Source organism: Ruegeria sp. HKCCA4812, from assembly GCF_013034245.1.
Taxonomy (GTDB): Bacteria; Pseudomonadota; Alphaproteobacteria; order Rhodobacterales; family Rhodobacteraceae; genus Ruegeria.
The window spans coordinates 13,806-29,672 of sequence record NZ_WQFQ01000001.1 but is presented as its reverse complement, the minus strand read 5'-3'; the positions used below and the strand labels follow the sequence as shown (position 1 = coordinate 29,672).

Below are 15,867 nucleotides of genomic sequence, written 5' to 3'. Positions count from 1 at the left end.
ATACAGGTGTCGGGATTTTGCTATTGGGGGCGCAAAGTGGCAGCCCGAAGACATCGAATCTCTTAGGGTCGCCGGAACGCAATATCTCTCAAAGGGCTTTGACATGGACCGCAAGCTACTTCTCATCATTCTGGACGGTGTCCCCTATCGTAACTTTCGTCGCCTGTTCGGCAATCTCGAAGGCTGGGTCGACAGCGGAGAAGCACGGCTTTGGAAACTGCGCGCGGTGCTGCCCTCGACATCGGCCAGTTGCTATGCGTCGATCCACACGGGCGTGACGCCGCAAGAGCATGGCTGCACCGGAAATGGAAACGTCTTCCGGCTGAGCCACAAGGACGTATTCAGCCAGGTGCGTGAAGCCGGTGGGGTGACCGGGGCGGTGACACACAGCTATTGGTCGCAGTTCTTCAACCGTCATCCCTTCGATTACGTCCGCGACATCGAATATGACGAACCCGAAAGCGCGACGATCAACCATGGCCGTTTTCACAGCATGACGGGCTATGGCAAAGCCAATCAGATGACGCCATCCGATGTCGACCTGTATGCCACTCTGACCAATCTGTGCCTTCGTTTCGGGCTGGACTATGGCATTCTGCACACCTGCACGCTGGACAGTATGGGCCACCGTTTCTTCCACGATTGTGAAGAAATGGATCACGCTTGCTTTGTCGCCGACGAGATGCTGGCCCCTTTCATCCCCCGCTGGCGCCAGTTGGGATATGAAGTGATCGTCACCGCGGATCACGGCCAGGACGAGCGTGGGCACCACGGCGGGCGCGGCCCGCTGCAACAGGAAACGGCGCTGTATTATTTCGGCGACGCCGAAGGACCGGACTCCGAGACCGTCATAAGCCAATTGCAATTGGCCCCGACCATCCTGAGCCGAATGGGCGCCCCCATTGCAGAGACAATGAAGGCCGAACCGTTTCTGCGGTAACACGCAAGCAGCTTCGGGGCCGCTTATGCGGCCTTCGCAGCTACCACTGTCGCAAACACCTGATATCCATAAAGAGACCCGTTTCGAGCACGTCTTTCGTGCTCGGCCACAAGCCCTTCTGCCAGTTCTTTTCCGATATCACCCCGCTCGTACATTTGCTTGGTGGTCAGGGCGACCCAAGGCAACATCTGCTCGGCTGTCGAGACAACTCTGCTCTGCACGTCAAAATGTTGCACGGAAAGTCCGGCATCGGCAATCATTGACCTGAGTTTTGCGACGATAAAAGGATCGATCACAAACTCGCGTACAAATTCCTTTGCACACATATCCAGAGGATCATTCGGAAAAGCATTGAAGGTCGCTTTCGTGAAATCAGCGTCACAGACGATCAAGATCCCATCGGGTTTCAGCACTCTGAAGGCCTCGGCAACCAACGATTTGGGGTCTTCTACATGCGTGAGCACCGTGTGCATGATAACCGCATCGACGGCATCATCCTCCAGCGGAAGCGCGGCACCGTCGGCAACCTTGAAAGTCAGGTTCGAATACTCCTTGGCCCGCGTGTTGGCTTCCGAGACAAATCCTTTCGAAGGTTCGAAGCCTATGGCCTTCGCCGGGTGGCAGTGTGATGCGATGCGACGTGTGACGGCGCCTGCACCGGCGCCAACTTCAACAACCGTCGATGCATCCGTGACGTTCAGGTGACCCAGATACGCGGCCACGATCCGCTCCATCGTCGGGTCCGCTTGCCGCTGGTCCATCGAATCTGCAAACAGCTTGATGAATTCAGGCCCTGCGGCATCGACGTTCTGAAAGGGGTCGGCCATAAGGTAAGATCTCCTCGGAAAATTTGAGTGTGCTTACCACAGCCAGCCGGTTTTCGGCATACAGGCCCCAAAAAAGGACCAGAGCCTTCAATTCACTGCATCAGTCGTAGGACCAGATCCCCTGCCCCAGCGCTTCTATCGCAACCGAGATACGCTCAAAACTGTCGGCCGCACGTTTCACCGCGGTTCTTGCGCGCAGATATCCGTGCACAAGACCGAATTCATTGACCCAGTGGGCCTGCCCGCCCGCCGCATTGATCCGCCTGCAATAAACTTGCCCGTCGTCACGCAGCGGATCGCAATCAGCCGTTACAACCACCGTCGGCGGCAGGTTTGAAAAGTCACTGTCCTGCAATGGCGCATAGGTCGGATCGCCCTGGGGCGGATCGCCCGCGCATCGGACGGTTTCATAGAACCTGATTTCATCCAACGTCAGCAAGGGGGCCTGGGCATGTTCCTGGTAGGACCCCTGACTGCGGTCCCCTCCGAGGCCCGGATAGATCAGCACCTGCCCCAGGATCCCGTCCAAACGCCCGCGCGCGTAGTGGGATACGGCAGCGGCCAGGTTTCCACCGGCGCTGTCGCCGGCCAAAATCAAAGGGTCTCCGAATTCATTTGCGACCCAGTTCGCAGCGCTCCAACAGTCGTCAAACTGTGCCGGGTGCACATGTTCAGGGCACAGCCGGTAATCGACGGCGACGACCCGGTACCCGGTTTGGGCGCATAATTCAGCGCAAACATCGTCGTGACTTTCCAGACCACCAACAACGAAACCGCCACCATGAAAATAGATGACGGTTCGGGTTGGTTGCCCGGCAGAGTAAATTCGAACCGGAACACCATCGGCCGCCCGGTCCTGAGTTTCCACGCCAGCCGGGCGTGGTTGGCGAAAGTCCTGACACATGGTGTCATAGACACGGCGCTGATCCTCGATCGACAGCTCGACCGCGTCATCGGGATAGCTTTCGGCCGTGCGACGTATGAACGCCCAGGTTTCTTCGTCGATCAGGCGTTCATAGTCCATTGTCCCTCCGGCTTATTCAGTCCACTCCCATGGCCGGGTGTATACGCCCAGCACTTTTGCAACATCGTCTTCCGAAGATCCGTTCGCGTCAAGCTGCGCGACGAGGCCGCGTTTCTTATCATCAATGACGGAAACCACCCGCGCCGCCAAACCGGCATCCTCGAGGGCGCCGTTGTAGATACGAGTGATGGCCTGTTTCCGAAGTTCAGGCTTGAACACCTTGCCAACGGCCGTTTTGGGCAGCTCGTCCAGAATGGTCATATGCTTGGGTTGCGCCGCGCGTTCGTGCACGTGAACCTTGCAGTAATCCATCAGCTCTTTTTCGGTGACAGACGCGCCTTCGACCAGTTCGACAAAGGCACAGGGAACTTCACCGGAATGCGCATCCGGCTGGCCGATGGCACCGGCAAAAGCGACGGCCTCGTGACCCAGCAAAGCCTCTTCGATCTCGGCAGGGTCGATGTTGTGACCGCCACGAATGATCAGGTCCTTGGCGCGACCGGTGATCCATAGATATCCATCTTCGTCGAAGCGCCCCAGATCGCCCGTGCGCAGGTACTTGTCGAAGTGATACAGGTTAACGTTTTTGTCGGCCTCAGTGTAGGTATTGCCCGCATAGACACCAGGGTTCGAGATGCAGATCTCACCGATTTGATCAGTGTCGCACTCGGTCGGTCCGTCTGGCCCATCCTGCAAGATCTTGACGTCTGTATAGGGGAACGGAATACCGATCGATCCGATCTTTTTCTCACCATCCACCGGGTTGCACGAAACCAGACATGTGGCCTCTGTCAGACCGTACCCTTCGACAATGGTGACGCCGGTCGCTTCTTCAAAGCGGCGGAACAGTTCCACCGGCAGCGGGGCCGAGCCCGAGAAGGCCGTTTTTACGCTTGAGATATCGGCATCGACAGGGCGCTGCATCTTGGCTGAAATCGCGGTTGGCACGGTGATGATGAAGCTCACCTTCCAACGCTCGATCAGCTTCCAGAAATTGTCGAACACCCCGTCGCCGCGATATCCCTGTGGCGTCGGGAAAACCACATGGGCACCGGATGATACGGCCGCCATCACAATGACATGCACCGCAAAAACGTGGAACATGGGCAGCGGGCACATGATGACGTCGTTTTCGTCAAACAGAAGCGTGTTCCCCAACCAGCCGTTGTAGATCAGGCCGGAATACTTGTGCTGCGCCACCTTCGGCATACCCGTGGTACCGCCGGTATGGAAATAACAGGCGACACGATCTTCCTTGCTGTCTTCAAACGTCAGCGTCGTCGGTTGCTTGGCCAGTTCCGTGTGGAAGTTCTTGTAATCCGCATGGGCAAGCTTTTCCTTGTCGCCCATCTTGGGGCGCAGAAACGGCACCAGCCATGATTTGGGCGGGGTCAGATACCGGTTCAGATCGATTTCCAGAATGGTATTGACCTTGGGTGCGTGGCGCACCGCCTCTTCGACCTTCTGCGCGACATCTGTTTTCGGGAAAGATTTCAGCGTCACCACGACCTTGGCGCCGGTCTCGCGCAGGATCGCGGCGATCTGTTCCGGTTCAAGCAAGGGGTTGATCGGGTTCACGATCCCCGCAACCGCGCCGCCCATCATCGTGACCAGTGTCTCGTTGCAGTTGGGCAGCACATAGGCGACCACGTCCTTTTCACCCACACCCAGCGAGCGGAACAGGTTCGCCGCCTGGTTGACCTGAGCCAGAAGTTGCGACCAGGTCAGGGTCTCGGCCTTGTCCTTCGGGCCCGAGAACAGTTGGAAGCTCATGGCATTGTGGTTGGGGAACTTCCCTGCGGTGCGCGACAAAAGCTGATGGAAGGTGACGGGCAAATCCCGATCCTCCCACGGCATTTCCTGTTCCATGCGCTTCTTGTCTTCCAAACCCACAAAGGCCATGTGGTTCCTCCCGTATTATTCTCCCGCGTTTTGCGCGGGCTTGTTGTTCGCAACCAAGATGGAAGCAAAACGAACCTCGCGCAAGCGAGGCCTTAGCCTTCAAGGGGAGTAAAATGTAGAATGACGCTACGGCGAATTCGCAAGTGCCGGAGCGTCACTCTTATTCTGCGGCGACACCATCGGTGAACTGCAACCGGGCAAGGCGTGCATACAGCCCGTCCTGAGACACCAGATCCTCGTGGCTGCCTTGCGCAACGATGCGGCCTTCTTCCAGCACGACGATGCGGTCCGCTTTCTTAACAGTCGCCAATCTGTGCGCGACGATCAGGGTCGTGCGCCCGGCACGCATCTTGTCCACCGCGCCCTGCACTGCGCGTTCGCTTTCCGCATCCAGCGCCGAAGTCGCCTCGTCCAGCAGCAGAACCGGCGCGTCGCGCAGGATTGCCCGGGCAATGGCAATACGCTGCTTCTGCCCGCCAGACAGCATGACACCGCGTTCGCCGACAAAGCTGTCATATCCTTGGGGCAAGGCCGTAATAAAATCATGCGCGGCAGCGGCCCGGGCGGCGACCTCGACTTCAGCATCCGAGGCGTCCAGACGACCAAAGCGGATGTTTTCCCGCGCGGATGCAGCAAAGATCACGGGATCCTGAGGCACCAGAGCCATGTGGCGGCGGAAGTCCGACCGGTTGATGTCGCGCAGATCAAGACCGTCCAGCGTCACGCGGCCCGAGTTCGGATCATAGAACCGCTGGATCAGTTGGATCACGGTTGTTTTTCCTGCCCCGGATGGCCCGACGAATGCGACCGTCTCGCCTGGCTTCACCAGAAGTGACAGATGATCCAATGCAACCGTATCGGGCCGCGCGGGATAGCGGAAGCTGACATCTTCAAACCGGATTTCGCCCTGAATGTTCTTGGGCAGCGCTTTGGGATTGGCAGGGTCGGTCACGGTATCTTCTGCATGCAGCAGCTCGACCAGACGTTCGGTGGCCCCCGCGGCACGCTGAAGTTCGCTCCAGATTTCGGACAGGGCCGCGACCGAGCCCGCCATGATGATCGAATAGATGACGAACTGGATCAGAACACCTTCGGTCATCACGCCATTTCGCACGTCATTGGCACCCATCCACAGAACGCCCACGATACCCGAGAAAACCAGGAAGATCACGATCACCGTCAGCACCGCGCGGGTCTGTATGCGGCGCAGCGAGACGCTGTAAGATGTCTCGGTCATCTCACTGAATTGCTGGCGGCTGGCCTGTTCATGAGAAAATGCCTGAACGGTCTGTACCGCACCCAATGCCTCACCCGCGTTGCCGGACGAGGCCGCGATCCAGTCCTGATTCTCGCGGCTGATCACGCGCAGACGGCGACCAAGTACAAGGATCGGCACGATGACCACCGGGATCAGCAACAATACCAGCCCGGTCAGCTTGGCGGATGTCAGTAGCATCAGAACCAGCCCACCGACGAACATCAGTATGTTTCGCAGGGCAATGGACACGGACGAGCCGAGAACAGATTGGATCAGCGTCGTGTCAGTGGTGATCCGGCTCAGCACCTCACCGGTCATGATTCGCTCATAGAATTCCGGGCTCATGCCGATGACCCGATCAAAAACCGCCTTGCGGATATCGGCCACTACCCGTTCGCCCAGACGGGTCACAAGCGCATACCGAATACCGGTGCCCACGGCCAGAACGGCAGCGATGACCAGCGCGGCCAGAAAATACCAATCCAGAAGCTCTCCATCCTGAATTCGGAAATTGTCGACCACGCGCCGCACCGCCAATGGCAGCGTCAGGGTCATGCTGGCCGTCAGAATCAACGCCAGCGTCGCGCCGATCATCAGGAATTTGTAGGGTTTCATGAACGGCCAAAGCGAGGCCAGAACCCCAATCTTCTTTGAACGGGCGCGTTCCTCGGAGGCTCCGGGCGCGGCGGTATGCGTTGGCTTGCTGGCGGCTTGTCTTGCCATGTCTGGCCCTTGTATCCTGAACCGTACTGAGTGACCGCTTTCTTGGAGGTAGCGGCAGGTATGGTCAAGCATCACAACCGCAATCGGCAGGTCGAAAGGGCCATTTGACGCAGAATTTCAGGGAAGGCGTGGAGCGGGTAGACGGAATCGAACCGACATAGCCTGCTTGGAAGGCAGGGGCTTTACCATTAAGCTATACCCGCAAATGGTTTGCGCTGGTTAAGTCATGCTTTCGGGATCGTCAAGCCGGAAGTGGCAAAATTAGTGGCGCAATTTTTTCGACACTGCTCGGCCCGTCAGTCCTGATTGCGAAATATCCGGGTCGAAGAAAAGAACCGCTCCAGTTCTTCGATCCGCTCCTTGCTTTGTTCCCAACGTGCCTCCTGCACTTCGGCAATCAGCGTTTCCGAGATCAACTGCAAGGCAATGGTCGAATCCCAACTGGAGGGCGCCTCGACCAATGCGTGGAAGGAATAATTGGCGGTCTTTCCGATTGGCGAACCCCATTGGTCCGTAAACAGAACAACGGTGACGCCGCGGCCCGAGGCAACCTGTGCCAGCTTCTCCAGATGCGCCTCGTAACGGCGGATGTCGAAGATCACCAGAACGGATGATTCATCCATATCCAGAAGGTATTGCGGCCAGACATTCGCCGAATTGCCCAGCATCGTCACGTTGGGCCGGATGATCTGCATGTGATTGAACAGGTAATCCGCATTTGACCGCGTGATGCGACCACCTACGACGTAAAGATGACGCTCTGTCTCGGCCAAAAGACGCGCGACGGCATCGAACATCTCTTTGTCCAGACGTTCCAGCGTGTGGCGCATGTTGGTCCATACCGCCTGGGCAAAACGCGTTGTCGGATGTTCTGCCTCATCATCCACAACCCAGGCGTCCCGTTTCGAGATCGGCTTTTTGATCTGCGCCGCAACCTCTTCGCGCAGCGCATCCTGCAAGTCGGGGAACCCGTCAAACCCAAGCTTGCGCGCCATGCGAATAACTGTCGGGGTCGAAACCTGCGCCGCAGCGGCCAGCTTGGTGATCGATTGCAAACCGGCCATCGGATAATCCTGCAACAGGACCGAGGCCAATTGACGTTCAGACCGTGTCAGATCGTCCAGCTCATCCTGAATCCTCTGTTTGACAAGTTTGGCAACGGTGGCCATCGGCGCCCTCGTTTCTTGAATTTGTTACAGAATATGTTCGTTTGAAATTTTGTCTACAGAAATTTTCTTGACAGGTGAGAAGTTGCTGTAGCAAATGCTACCTATGTGTCACGAGACCGAGTCATCATTGCTTTTGCCGACCGAAGCCCCGGCAGCCCGCGTGCTCAATGCGCACGGTCGCGCACCTGCCGTGCTGATATGCGAACATGCAAGCCGGTTTATTCCGGCCGCGCTGGATGGATTGGGGCTGGATGAGGCAGCGGCCGGCTCTCACGCGGCCTGGGACATCGGCGCGCTGGACCTGTCGGTGGAGCTGATGGGCGCTTTGGATGCGCCGCTGGTCCACTCGCGCGTCAGTCGCCTTGTTTATGACTGCAACCGCCCACCCGAACGCGAAGATGCCATGCCGCAGGTCAGCGAAGTGTTTTCCATTCCCGGCAACATGAACCTGACAGATGCTCAGCGCGCCCAGCGGGTACGCGACGTGTATGAGCCTTTCAAAACGCTGGTTTCATCCACTTTGGACGAACGGCCTGAACCTCCGGTTGTCATCACGATCCACAGCTTCACGCCCGTCTACAAGGGAGCCCCCCGAACGGTAGAGCTGGGGATTCTTCATGACGAAGACGACCGCGCCGCGCAGCTGATGCTGAGCCACGCGGAAAGCTCGGGATTGCGCGTGGCTTTGAACGAACCTTACTCGGCGACGGATGGCGTCACGCACACGTTGCGCGAACACGCGGTCCGGCGCGGGCTTCCAAATGTCATGATCGAGGTTCGAAACGATCTGATCGACACAGCAGAAGGCGTAAACCGCATTGCGGGATTGCTGACGCCAATTCTGCAATCGGTCATCCAAGACTTATCGCACGCAGAGGCGAAACCATGAGAGCAGAGGTATCGGGATGAATTTCATGCGGGGATATGTGGCGGTCATTGACCGCACGAACCGCTGGATCGGACGCTTCGTCATGTACGGCATCTTCGTCATGATGGGCATCCTGCTCTGGTCCTCGATTTCAAAAACCTTTTTCCTGCCATCGCTGTGGACCCTGGAAATGGCCCAGTTCGCAATGGTCGCCTACTACATTCTGGGCGGACCCTATTCGATCCAGATGGGATCCAACGTCCGCATGGACCTTCTGTACGGCGAATGGTCCGACCGTCGTCGCGCGTGGACGGATGCGATCACCGTCCTTTTCCTGATCATCTACCTGAGCGTGATGATCTACGGCGGATACGACTCGCTGAGCTATTCGCTGCAATATGGCGAACGCAGCCCAACCGCGTGGCGTCCATACCTGTGGCCAATCAAGGTCATCATGGTCGTGGGCCTGTTCCTGATGTTGCTTCAGGCGATCTCGGAACTGTTCAAAGATATTCTGCGCCTCAGGGGCGATGACATCCCGCGCGAGGTGATCTGATGTCGTACGAATTGATCGCCATCCTGATGTTTTCGACCATGATGCTGATGCTGCTGACCGGGCAGCGCGTTTTTGGCGCGATTGGTTTTGTCGCCGTGATGGCCGCCCTGTTTCTGTGGGGGGATCGCGGCGGCTATGACATTGGCTTTTCGGCCGCCATGAAGCTGATGAAATGGTATCCGCTGCTGACCCTGCCGATGTTCATCTTCATGGGCTATGTTCTGGCCGAATCCAAAATTGCAGACGATCTGTACAAGATGTTCCACGTTTGGATGGGCGGCCTGAACGGTGGGCTCGCAATCGGCACGATCGGTCTTATGGTGCTGATTTCGGCCATGAACGGGCTGAGTGTCGCGGGCATGGCGATCGGCGCGACCATTGCGCTGCCGGAACTGCTGAAACGTGGCTATGACAAGAAAATGGTGACCGGGGTGATACAAGCCGGATCGTCATTGGGCATCCTTGTGCCGCCCTCCGTCGTGCTGGTTCTTTATGCGATGATCGCGCGCCAGCCGGTTGGCCAACTTTGGTTGGCTGGATTGCTGCCGGGCTTGATGATGGCCGCAATGTTCATCCTCTACATCGTGATCCGCTGCCGCATCAACCCGGCCTTAGGGCCCGCCTTGTCAGCCGAGGAGCGCGACGTGCCCATGGCAGAGAAACTGCGCCTGTTGCGCGCGGGCCTGCTGCCCCTGGGTATTTTTGCCGCGATGATGGTGCCCTTCGTCAACGGCTGGACCTCGCTGGTCGAAAGCTCGGCCATCGGTGCGTTGACGGCGTTCGCCGCGGCCATCCTCAAGGGCCGTATGACACGTGAGGTTTTCGAGACATCTGTGCGGTCAACGCTGGGCATCACCTGTATGTTCATGTGGATCATTCTGGCTGCGCTTGCCTTTGGCGCTGTTTTCGACGGCTTGGGCGCCGTTCGGGCAATCGAGAACCTGTTTACCGAACGGCTGGGCCTCAACCCTTGGGTGATCCTGATCTTGATGCAGCTCAGCTTTATTCTGATGGGCACGTTTCTGGACGATACGGCCATGCTGGTGATCGTCGCGCCTTTGTACGTGCCGCTCGTGGGTGCATTGGGGTTCGACCTGATCTGGTATGGGGTTCTGTACACGATCACCACCCAGATCGCCTATATGACACCGCCCTTCGGCTACAACCTGTTCCTGATGCGCGCGATGGCGCCACCAGAGATATCGCTGCGCGACATTTACGGTTCGATCCTGCCCTTCGTGATGGTGATGACGCTGGCGCTGGCGATCATCATGACATTCCCGCAGATCGCGCTGTGGCTGCCGGAATACATCTACAACAAATGATCCCGGTTCAAACCGGGGCGTCGCGGGCAATCCCCGCACAATCGAAACTGACCAACGGAGAGAGAGAATGACGAACAGACGTACATTTCTGAAAGGTGCTGCGGCCGCTCCCGCCGCTGCTCTGGCGACGCCTGCACTGGCGCAATCGACCATCAGATGGCGGATGCAGACCTATGCCGGCCCGGCGCTGGCCGAACACGTGATCGACCCGGCCATCAAGATGTTCAACACGATCGCCGGTGACCGGATGCAGATCGAGCTGTTCTATGCCGACCAGCTGGTTCCGACGGGCGAGCTGTTCCGTGCCATGCAGCGCGGCACGATTGATGCCGTGCAGTCGGATGATGACTCGATGGCGTCGCCCACCGAGGTCACCGTGTTCGGCGGCTATTTCCCCTTTGCCTCGCGCTACTCGCTGGACGTACCGGTTCTGTTCAACCAGTACGGGCTGAACGAGATCTGGGACGAGGAATACTCGAAAGTCGGCGTCAAGCACATCTCGGCCGGCGCCTGGGACCCGTGCCATTTTGCAACGAAAGACCCGATCAACAGCCTGGCGGACCTTCAGGGCAAACGTGTGTTTACCTTCCCGACCGCGGGCCGCTTCCTGTCGCAGTTCGGTGTTGTGCCGGTCACCCTGCCCTGGGAAGACATCGAAGTCGCGGTTCAAACCGGCGAGCTGGACGGTATCGCGTGGTCCGGCATCACCGAAGACTACACAGTCGGCTGGGCGGATGTGACCAACTACTTCCTGACCAACAACATCTCGGGTGCCTGGGCCGGTTCGTTCTTTGCCAACATGGACCGCTGGAACGAGCTGCCCGAAGATTTGCAGACCCTGTTCCGCGTCTGTACCGATCAGTCCCACTATTATCGTCAATGGTGGTACTGGGGCGGCGAGGCCAGCCTGCGCGTCAACGGAGACAAGATGCAGCTGACCTCGATTCCGGACGAAGAATGGGCAACCGTCGAAGCCGCAGCCGTTGCCTTCTGGGACGAGATCGCAGCCGAATCCGAAACCAAGGCGAAGGTTGTTGAAATCTTCAAACAGTACAACGCCGATATGCTCAAGGCTGGACGGCCCTACCGCTACGGCTAAGACTTGGCCAAGCGACCCGCCCCTTGCTTGGGGGCGGGTCTGACAGGACGAATGGCCGATGAAGGATTTCGGCAAAGACAAAGGTGGCACATGCTCACGTTCGAACATCTGAAAACGCAGGTATCCGAAGGTTCGGTTGATACGGTTTTGGTCTGCATGGTGGACATGCAGGGCCGGTTGATGGGCAAGCGTTTTCACGCGGGCCATTTCGTGGCAGGCGCATGGGAAGAGACCCATTGCTGCAACTATCTGCTGGCCACCGATCTGGAGATGGCGACACCCGATGGCTACGCCTCGACCAGTTGGGAACGGGGCTATGGCGACTATGTCATGAAACCGGACCTCAGCACCCTGCGCCCGGTGCCGTGGCTTGAAGGCACGGTGATGGTGATGTGTGACGTGCTGGATCATCACACGCATGAGGAAGTGCCGCACGCGCCGCGTTCAATCCTGAAAAAACAGGTCAGCCGTTTGAAAGCCATGGGCTATGACGCCATGACCGCGACCGAGCTTGAGTTTTTCCTGTTCGAGAAAAGCTTTGACCAGATCCGCAAGGAAGGTTTCCGGAATCTGGAGCCGATCTCGGGCTATAACGAAGACTATCACATCCTTCAGACCACCAAGGAAGAGCATGTGATGCGTCCGATCCGCAACCATCTGTGGGATGCGGGCATACCGGTTGAGAACTCCAAAGGTGAGGCCGAGACCGGACAGGAAGAGCTGAACATCAAATACGCACCCGCGATGGAAACAGCCGAGTATCATTCGATCGCCAAGAACGCTGTGAAAGAGATCGCGTGGCAACATGGTCACGCAGCGACGTTCCTGCCGAAATGGCACCACGAGAAAGTTGGTAGCTCGTCCCATGTGCACCAGTCACTATGGGCGGATGGACAGCCTGCCTTCTATGACGCCGGGGACGATCTGGGCATGTCGGCGCTGATGAAAAGCTATATGGCTGGGCTGCTGAAATATGCCCCTGATTACACCTATTTCATGGCACCTTACATCAACAGTTATAAACGCTTCATGAAAGGCACCTTCGCGCCAACGCGGATCATCTGGTCCGTGGACAACCGCACCGCCGGGTTCCGCCTGTGCGGTGACGGTACCAAGGCCGTACGCGTCGAGTGCCGAATTCCGGGCTCAGATATGAACCCCTATCTGGCGATGGCTGGCATGCTGGCGGCAGGGATCGCGGGCATCGAGGAAGGGCTGGATCTGCAACCGCCGACCAAAGGCGACGTTTACCAGGGTGAGACTGCGATGATCCCGGGCAACCTTCGCGCCGCGCGGGATGCGCTGCACGGATCGGTCATGTTGCGCGCGGCCATGGGCGATGACGTCGTCGACCACTATACCCGTGCCGCGGAGGTCGAGATCGAGGAGTTCGAACGCGTGGTCACGGATTGGGAAATCGCCCGCGGATTCGAGCGGGCGTGAGGTCGGGTCGCGCTGGGGGCTCTGCCCCCAGACCCCCGGGATATTTTGGGCCAGATGAAGCAGGGATCCTGTTTATTTCGGAAATGGAGTGAAAATGGGGCAGATGTTGAAATGTGTCTCGCCGATCGATGGATCGGTTTATGCCGAACGTGAAGTGTTGTCGCGAGAGGCCGCGTTCGGGGCCGCGGCGCGCGCTCGGGCTGCTCAGGCGGAATGGGCAGCTCGTCCGTTGCAGGAGCGGATCGATCTTGTGATGGCGGGTGTGGCCGCCGTTGGCGCCATGAACGATGAGATCGTGCCGGAACTGGCCCATATGATGGGTCGCCCAGTGCGTTATGGCGGCGAGTTCGGTGGATTCAACGAACGTGCCAGCCATATGGCGGAGATTGCCGAGACGTCCCTGGCAGATATCGCCGTCGGCGAAGACGAAACGTTCAAACGCTACATCAAGCGCATTCCTCATGGGGTGGTCTTTGTGGTGGCGCCCTGGAACTATCCCTACATGACGGCGATCAACACGGTCGCACCGGCGCTTATCGCGGGCAACACGGTCGTCCTGAAACACGCGACACAGACGTTGCTGGTGGGCGAGCGCATGGCAAAGGCGTTCCATTCGGCAGGTGTGCCCGAGGACGTATTCCAGAATGTGTTCCTGAGCCACGACGTGACCAACGACCTGATCGCGGGCAATGCATTTGATTTCGTGAACTTCACCGGATCAGTCGGCGGCGGTCAGGCGATGGAACGTGCCGCGGCGGGCACGTTTACCGGCGTCGGCACCGAGCTGGGCGGCAAGGATCCCGGCTATGTGATGGATGACGCCGACCTGGATGCCGCGGTCGACACGCTGATTGACGGTGCGATGTTCAATTCGGGCCAATGTTGTTGCGGAATCGAGCGGATCTATGTTCACGAGAGCCTTTATGACGACTTTGTCGCCAAGGCGGTGGACATCGTGAAGGGTTACAAGCTGGGCAACCCGCTGGATGCCGAGACAACGATTGGCCCGATGGCCAATGTGCGGTTTGCCGATGAGGTACGAGCGCAGATCGCCGAGGCGGTTGCAGCCGGTGCGGTCGCGCATATCAACACCTTTGCTGAAGACGACGGTGGCGCGTACCTGACACCGCAAATCCTGACCAATGTCAATCATGACATGCGCGTGATGCGGGACGAAAGCTTTGGGCCCGTGGTGGGCATCATGAAAGTGTCCTCGGACGAGGAGGCCATCGCATTGATGAATGACAGTGAGTTTGGCCTGACTGCCAGCCTGTGGACCCGCGATGTGGATCGTGCGGCGCGGGTGGGTGACCGGATCGAAACGGGGACCGTGTTCATGAACCGCGCTGATTATCTGGACCCCGGCCTGTGCTGGACGGGCTGCAAGAATACCGGGCGCGGCGGCGGTCTGTCCGTCATCGGATATCACAACCTGACACGTCCCAAATCCTACCACCTCAAAAAGGTAACGGGCTAAGGACGACGGCCTGCTTCGGACCCACCCCCTCGCCGAAGCAGGCCTTATTTTGCAAAGGAAACCTGACATGACACTTGTTGGAAACTGGTCCTATCCGACCGCCATCAAATTCGGAGCCGGGCGCATCAGGGAGTTGCCCGAAGCCTGCGCCGCCGCCGGAATGAAGAAACCATTGCTGGTCACGGACAAGGGGCTGGCCGATCTGCCCATCACAAGCGCGACACTGGATATCATGGAAGCCGCCGGACTGGGCCGCGGCCTGTTCAGCGATGTGAACCCCAACCCGAATGAAAAGAACCTTGCAGCCGGAGTTGCGGCCTATAACGCGGGTGGCCATGACGGGGTGATCGCCTTTGGCGGCGGCTCTGGGCTGGATCTGGGCAAGATGGTCGCTTTCATGGCCGGTCAGACGCGCCCCGTTTGGGATTTCGAGGATATCGGCGACTGGTGGACACGAGCCGATGCCGACGTTATCGCGCCAATCATTGCCGTTCCGACCACCGCAGGGACAGGATCGGAAGTGGGCCGCGCGAGCGTCATCACCAATTCCGAGACCCATGCCAAGAAGATCATCTTTCATCCCAAGGTTCTGCCGACCGTGGTGATTTGCGACCCGGAGCTGACCGTCGGGATGCCCAAGTTCATCACGGCAGGAACAGGCCTGGACGCCTTCGCGCATTGCGTCGAAGCCTTCTCGAGCCCGCATTATCACCCGATGAGCCAGGGCATCGCGCTGGAGGGTATGCGACTGGTGAAGGAGTATTTGCCACGTGCCCATGCAGACGGCACCGATATCGAGGCCCGCGCCCAGATGATGAGCGCCGCTGCCATGGGCGCAACGGCTTTCCAGAAGGGCCTTGGCGCGATCCACGCGATGAGCCACCCAATTGGCGCGGTATTCAACACCCATCACGGCACCACGAACGCGGTCTGCATGCCCGCTGTGCTGGACTTCAACGCCCCGGCCATTGCAGATCGGTTCCAGCAAGCTGCGGCATATCTGGGCATCGACGGCGGCTTCGATGGTTTCCGCGCCTTCGTGCAGAATTTCAACGACAGCCTTGGCATCCCCCGCACATTGTCCGACCTGGGTGTGACCGAAGCTTCAATCCCAGAGCTTGTCGAAGGGGCGATCATCGATCCGTCATGCGGCGGCAACCCGATTGAGTTGACGAAAGACAACCTGACGCAGCTGTTCAAAGCAGCGCTTTAAGAAACCAAAGGGCCCGGCGAAACTTGCCGGGCCTTCGCGTTCA

The 15,867-nt window shown here is 58.5% G+C and carries 13 protein-coding genes and 1 tRNA gene; 8 read left to right on the top strand and 6 right to left on the bottom strand.

The genetic code is table 11. From position 1 onward, the window contains the following. Nucleotides 1-103 precede the first annotated feature (103 nt). A complete protein-coding gene (locus GOW04_RS00140) occupies nt 104-940 on the top strand; it encodes an alkaline phosphatase family protein (RefSeq protein WP_171114717.1) in 837 nt (278 codons plus the stop codon). A 23-nt stretch (nt 941-963) separates the two neighbouring features. On the opposite strand, the gene GOW04_RS00135 is transcribed toward GOW04_RS00140, so the two are convergent. The 6 genes from GOW04_RS00135 to GOW04_RS00110 form a co-directional block, all read right to left on the bottom strand. Further along, nucleotides 964-1,767, bottom strand: coding sequence for a methyltransferase domain-containing protein (locus GOW04_RS00135; protein WP_171231180.1), 804 nt, complete (start codon nt 1,765-1,767; stop codon nt 964-966). 100 nt (nt 1,768-1,867) lie between these two features. Continuing rightward, nucleotides 1,868-2,791: an alpha/beta hydrolase gene (locus GOW04_RS00130; RefSeq protein WP_171231179.1), complete on the bottom strand. Its 924-nt coding sequence runs from the start codon at nt 2,789-2,791 to the stop codon at nt 1,868-1,870. A 12-nt stretch (nt 2,792-2,803) separates the two neighbouring features. Then, complete coding sequence (locus GOW04_RS00125; protein ID WP_171231178.1) at nt 2,804-4,693, bottom strand: acyl-CoA synthetase; 1,890 nt, start codon at nt 4,691-4,693, stop codon at nt 2,804-2,806. A 160-nt stretch (nt 4,694-4,853) separates the two neighbouring features. Beyond that, the gene (locus tag GOW04_RS00120) at nt 4,854-6,674 is read right to left on the bottom strand and encodes an ABC transporter transmembrane domain-containing protein (RefSeq protein WP_171231177.1); all 1,821 of its coding nucleotides are present in this window, start codon (nt 6,672-6,674) and stop codon (nt 4,854-4,856) included. A gap of 129 nt (nt 6,675-6,803) precedes the next feature. Beyond that, nucleotides 6,804-6,877: transfer RNA gene (locus tag GOW04_RS00115), tRNA-Gly, on the bottom strand. 93 nt (nt 6,878-6,970) lie between these two features. Next, a complete protein-coding gene (locus GOW04_RS00110) occupies nt 6,971-7,843 on the bottom strand; it encodes a MurR/RpiR family transcriptional regulator (RefSeq protein WP_171231176.1) in 873 nt (290 codons plus the stop codon). Between the two features lie 103 nt (nt 7,844-7,946). On the opposite strand from GOW04_RS00110, the gene GOW04_RS00105 reads away from it, so the two are divergent. The 7 genes from GOW04_RS00105 to GOW04_RS00075 all read left to right on the top strand — a co-directional run bounded on the left by GOW04_RS00105 (nt 7,947) and on the right by GOW04_RS00075 (nt 15,824). After that, nucleotides 7,947-8,732: an N-formylglutamate amidohydrolase gene (locus GOW04_RS00105; RefSeq protein WP_254430043.1), complete on the top strand. Its 786-nt coding sequence runs from the start codon at nt 7,947-7,949 to the stop codon at nt 8,730-8,732. 16 nt (nt 8,733-8,748) lie between these two features. Next, entirely contained in the window at nt 8,749-9,267 is a 519-nt protein-coding gene (locus GOW04_RS00100; protein WP_171231175.1) for a TRAP transporter small permease subunit, read from the top strand. Then, complete coding sequence (locus tag GOW04_RS00095) at nt 9,267-10,592, top strand: TRAP transporter large permease subunit (RefSeq protein WP_171205339.1); 1,326 nt, start codon at nt 9,267-9,269, stop codon at nt 10,590-10,592. The genes GOW04_RS00100 and GOW04_RS00095 overlap by 1 nt, the downstream gene beginning before the upstream one ends. Nucleotides 10,593-10,659: 67 nt before the next feature. Next, nucleotides 10,660-11,691, top strand: coding sequence for a TRAP transporter substrate-binding protein (locus GOW04_RS00090; RefSeq protein ID WP_170343589.1), 1,032 nt, complete (start codon nt 10,660-10,662; stop codon nt 11,689-11,691). A 90-nt stretch (nt 11,692-11,781) separates the two neighbouring features. After that, nucleotides 11,782-13,134: a glutamine synthetase family protein gene (locus GOW04_RS00085; RefSeq protein ID WP_171231174.1), complete on the top strand. Its 1,353-nt coding sequence runs from the start codon at nt 11,782-11,784 to the stop codon at nt 13,132-13,134. Between the two features lie 94 nt (nt 13,135-13,228). Then, a complete protein-coding gene (locus tag GOW04_RS00080; RefSeq protein WP_171231173.1) occupies nt 13,229-14,611 on the top strand; it encodes an aldehyde dehydrogenase family protein in 1,383 nt (460 codons plus the stop codon). 67 nt (nt 14,612-14,678) lie between these two features. Continuing rightward, nucleotides 14,679-15,824 carry an iron-containing alcohol dehydrogenase gene (locus GOW04_RS00075; protein ID WP_171231172.1) on the top strand — a complete coding sequence of 382 codons (1,146 nt, stop codon included), beginning with the start codon at nt 14,679-14,681 and terminating at the stop codon, nt 15,822-15,824. Nucleotides 15,825-15,867: the final 43 nt, after the last annotated feature.

Excerpts from the sequence above, each read along its gene's own strand:
- GOW04_RS00140 (WP_171114717.1), top strand. The coding sequence starts at position 104 with ATGGACCGCAAGCTACTTCTCATCATTCTGGACGGTGTCCCCTATCGT.
- GOW04_RS00135 (WP_171231180.1), bottom strand. The coding sequence starts at position 1,767 with ATGGCCGACCCCTTTCAGAACGTCGATGCCGCAGGGCCTGAATTCATC.
- GOW04_RS00130 (WP_171231179.1), bottom strand. The coding sequence starts at position 2,791 with ATGGACTATGAACGCCTGATCGACGAAGAAACCTGGGCGTTCATACGT.
- GOW04_RS00125 (WP_171231178.1), bottom strand. The coding sequence starts at position 4,693 with ATGGCCTTTGTGGGTTTGGAAGACAAGAAGCGCATGGAACAGGAAATG.
- GOW04_RS00120 (WP_171231177.1), bottom strand. The coding sequence starts at position 6,674 with ATGGCAAGACAAGCCGCCAGCAAGCCAACGCATACCGCCGCGCCCGGA.
- GOW04_RS00110 (WP_171231176.1), bottom strand. The coding sequence starts at position 7,843 with ATGGCCACCGTTGCCAAACTTGTCAAACAGAGGATTCAGGATGAGCTG.
- GOW04_RS00105 (WP_254430043.1), top strand. The coding sequence starts at position 7,947 with ATGTGTCACGAGACCGAGTCATCATTGCTTTTGCCGACCGAAGCCCCG.
- GOW04_RS00100 (WP_171231175.1), top strand. The coding sequence starts at position 8,749 with ATGAATTTCATGCGGGGATATGTGGCGGTCATTGACCGCACGAACCGC.
- GOW04_RS00095 (WP_171205339.1), top strand. The coding sequence starts at position 9,267 with ATGTCGTACGAATTGATCGCCATCCTGATGTTTTCGACCATGATGCTG.
- GOW04_RS00090 (WP_170343589.1), top strand. The coding sequence starts at position 10,660 with ATGACGAACAGACGTACATTTCTGAAAGGTGCTGCGGCCGCTCCCGCC.
- GOW04_RS00085 (WP_171231174.1), top strand. The coding sequence starts at position 11,782 with ATGCTCACGTTCGAACATCTGAAAACGCAGGTATCCGAAGGTTCGGTT.
- GOW04_RS00080 (WP_171231173.1), top strand. The coding sequence starts at position 13,229 with ATGGGGCAGATGTTGAAATGTGTCTCGCCGATCGATGGATCGGTTTAT.
- GOW04_RS00075 (WP_171231172.1), top strand. The coding sequence starts at position 14,679 with ATGACACTTGTTGGAAACTGGTCCTATCCGACCGCCATCAAATTCGGA.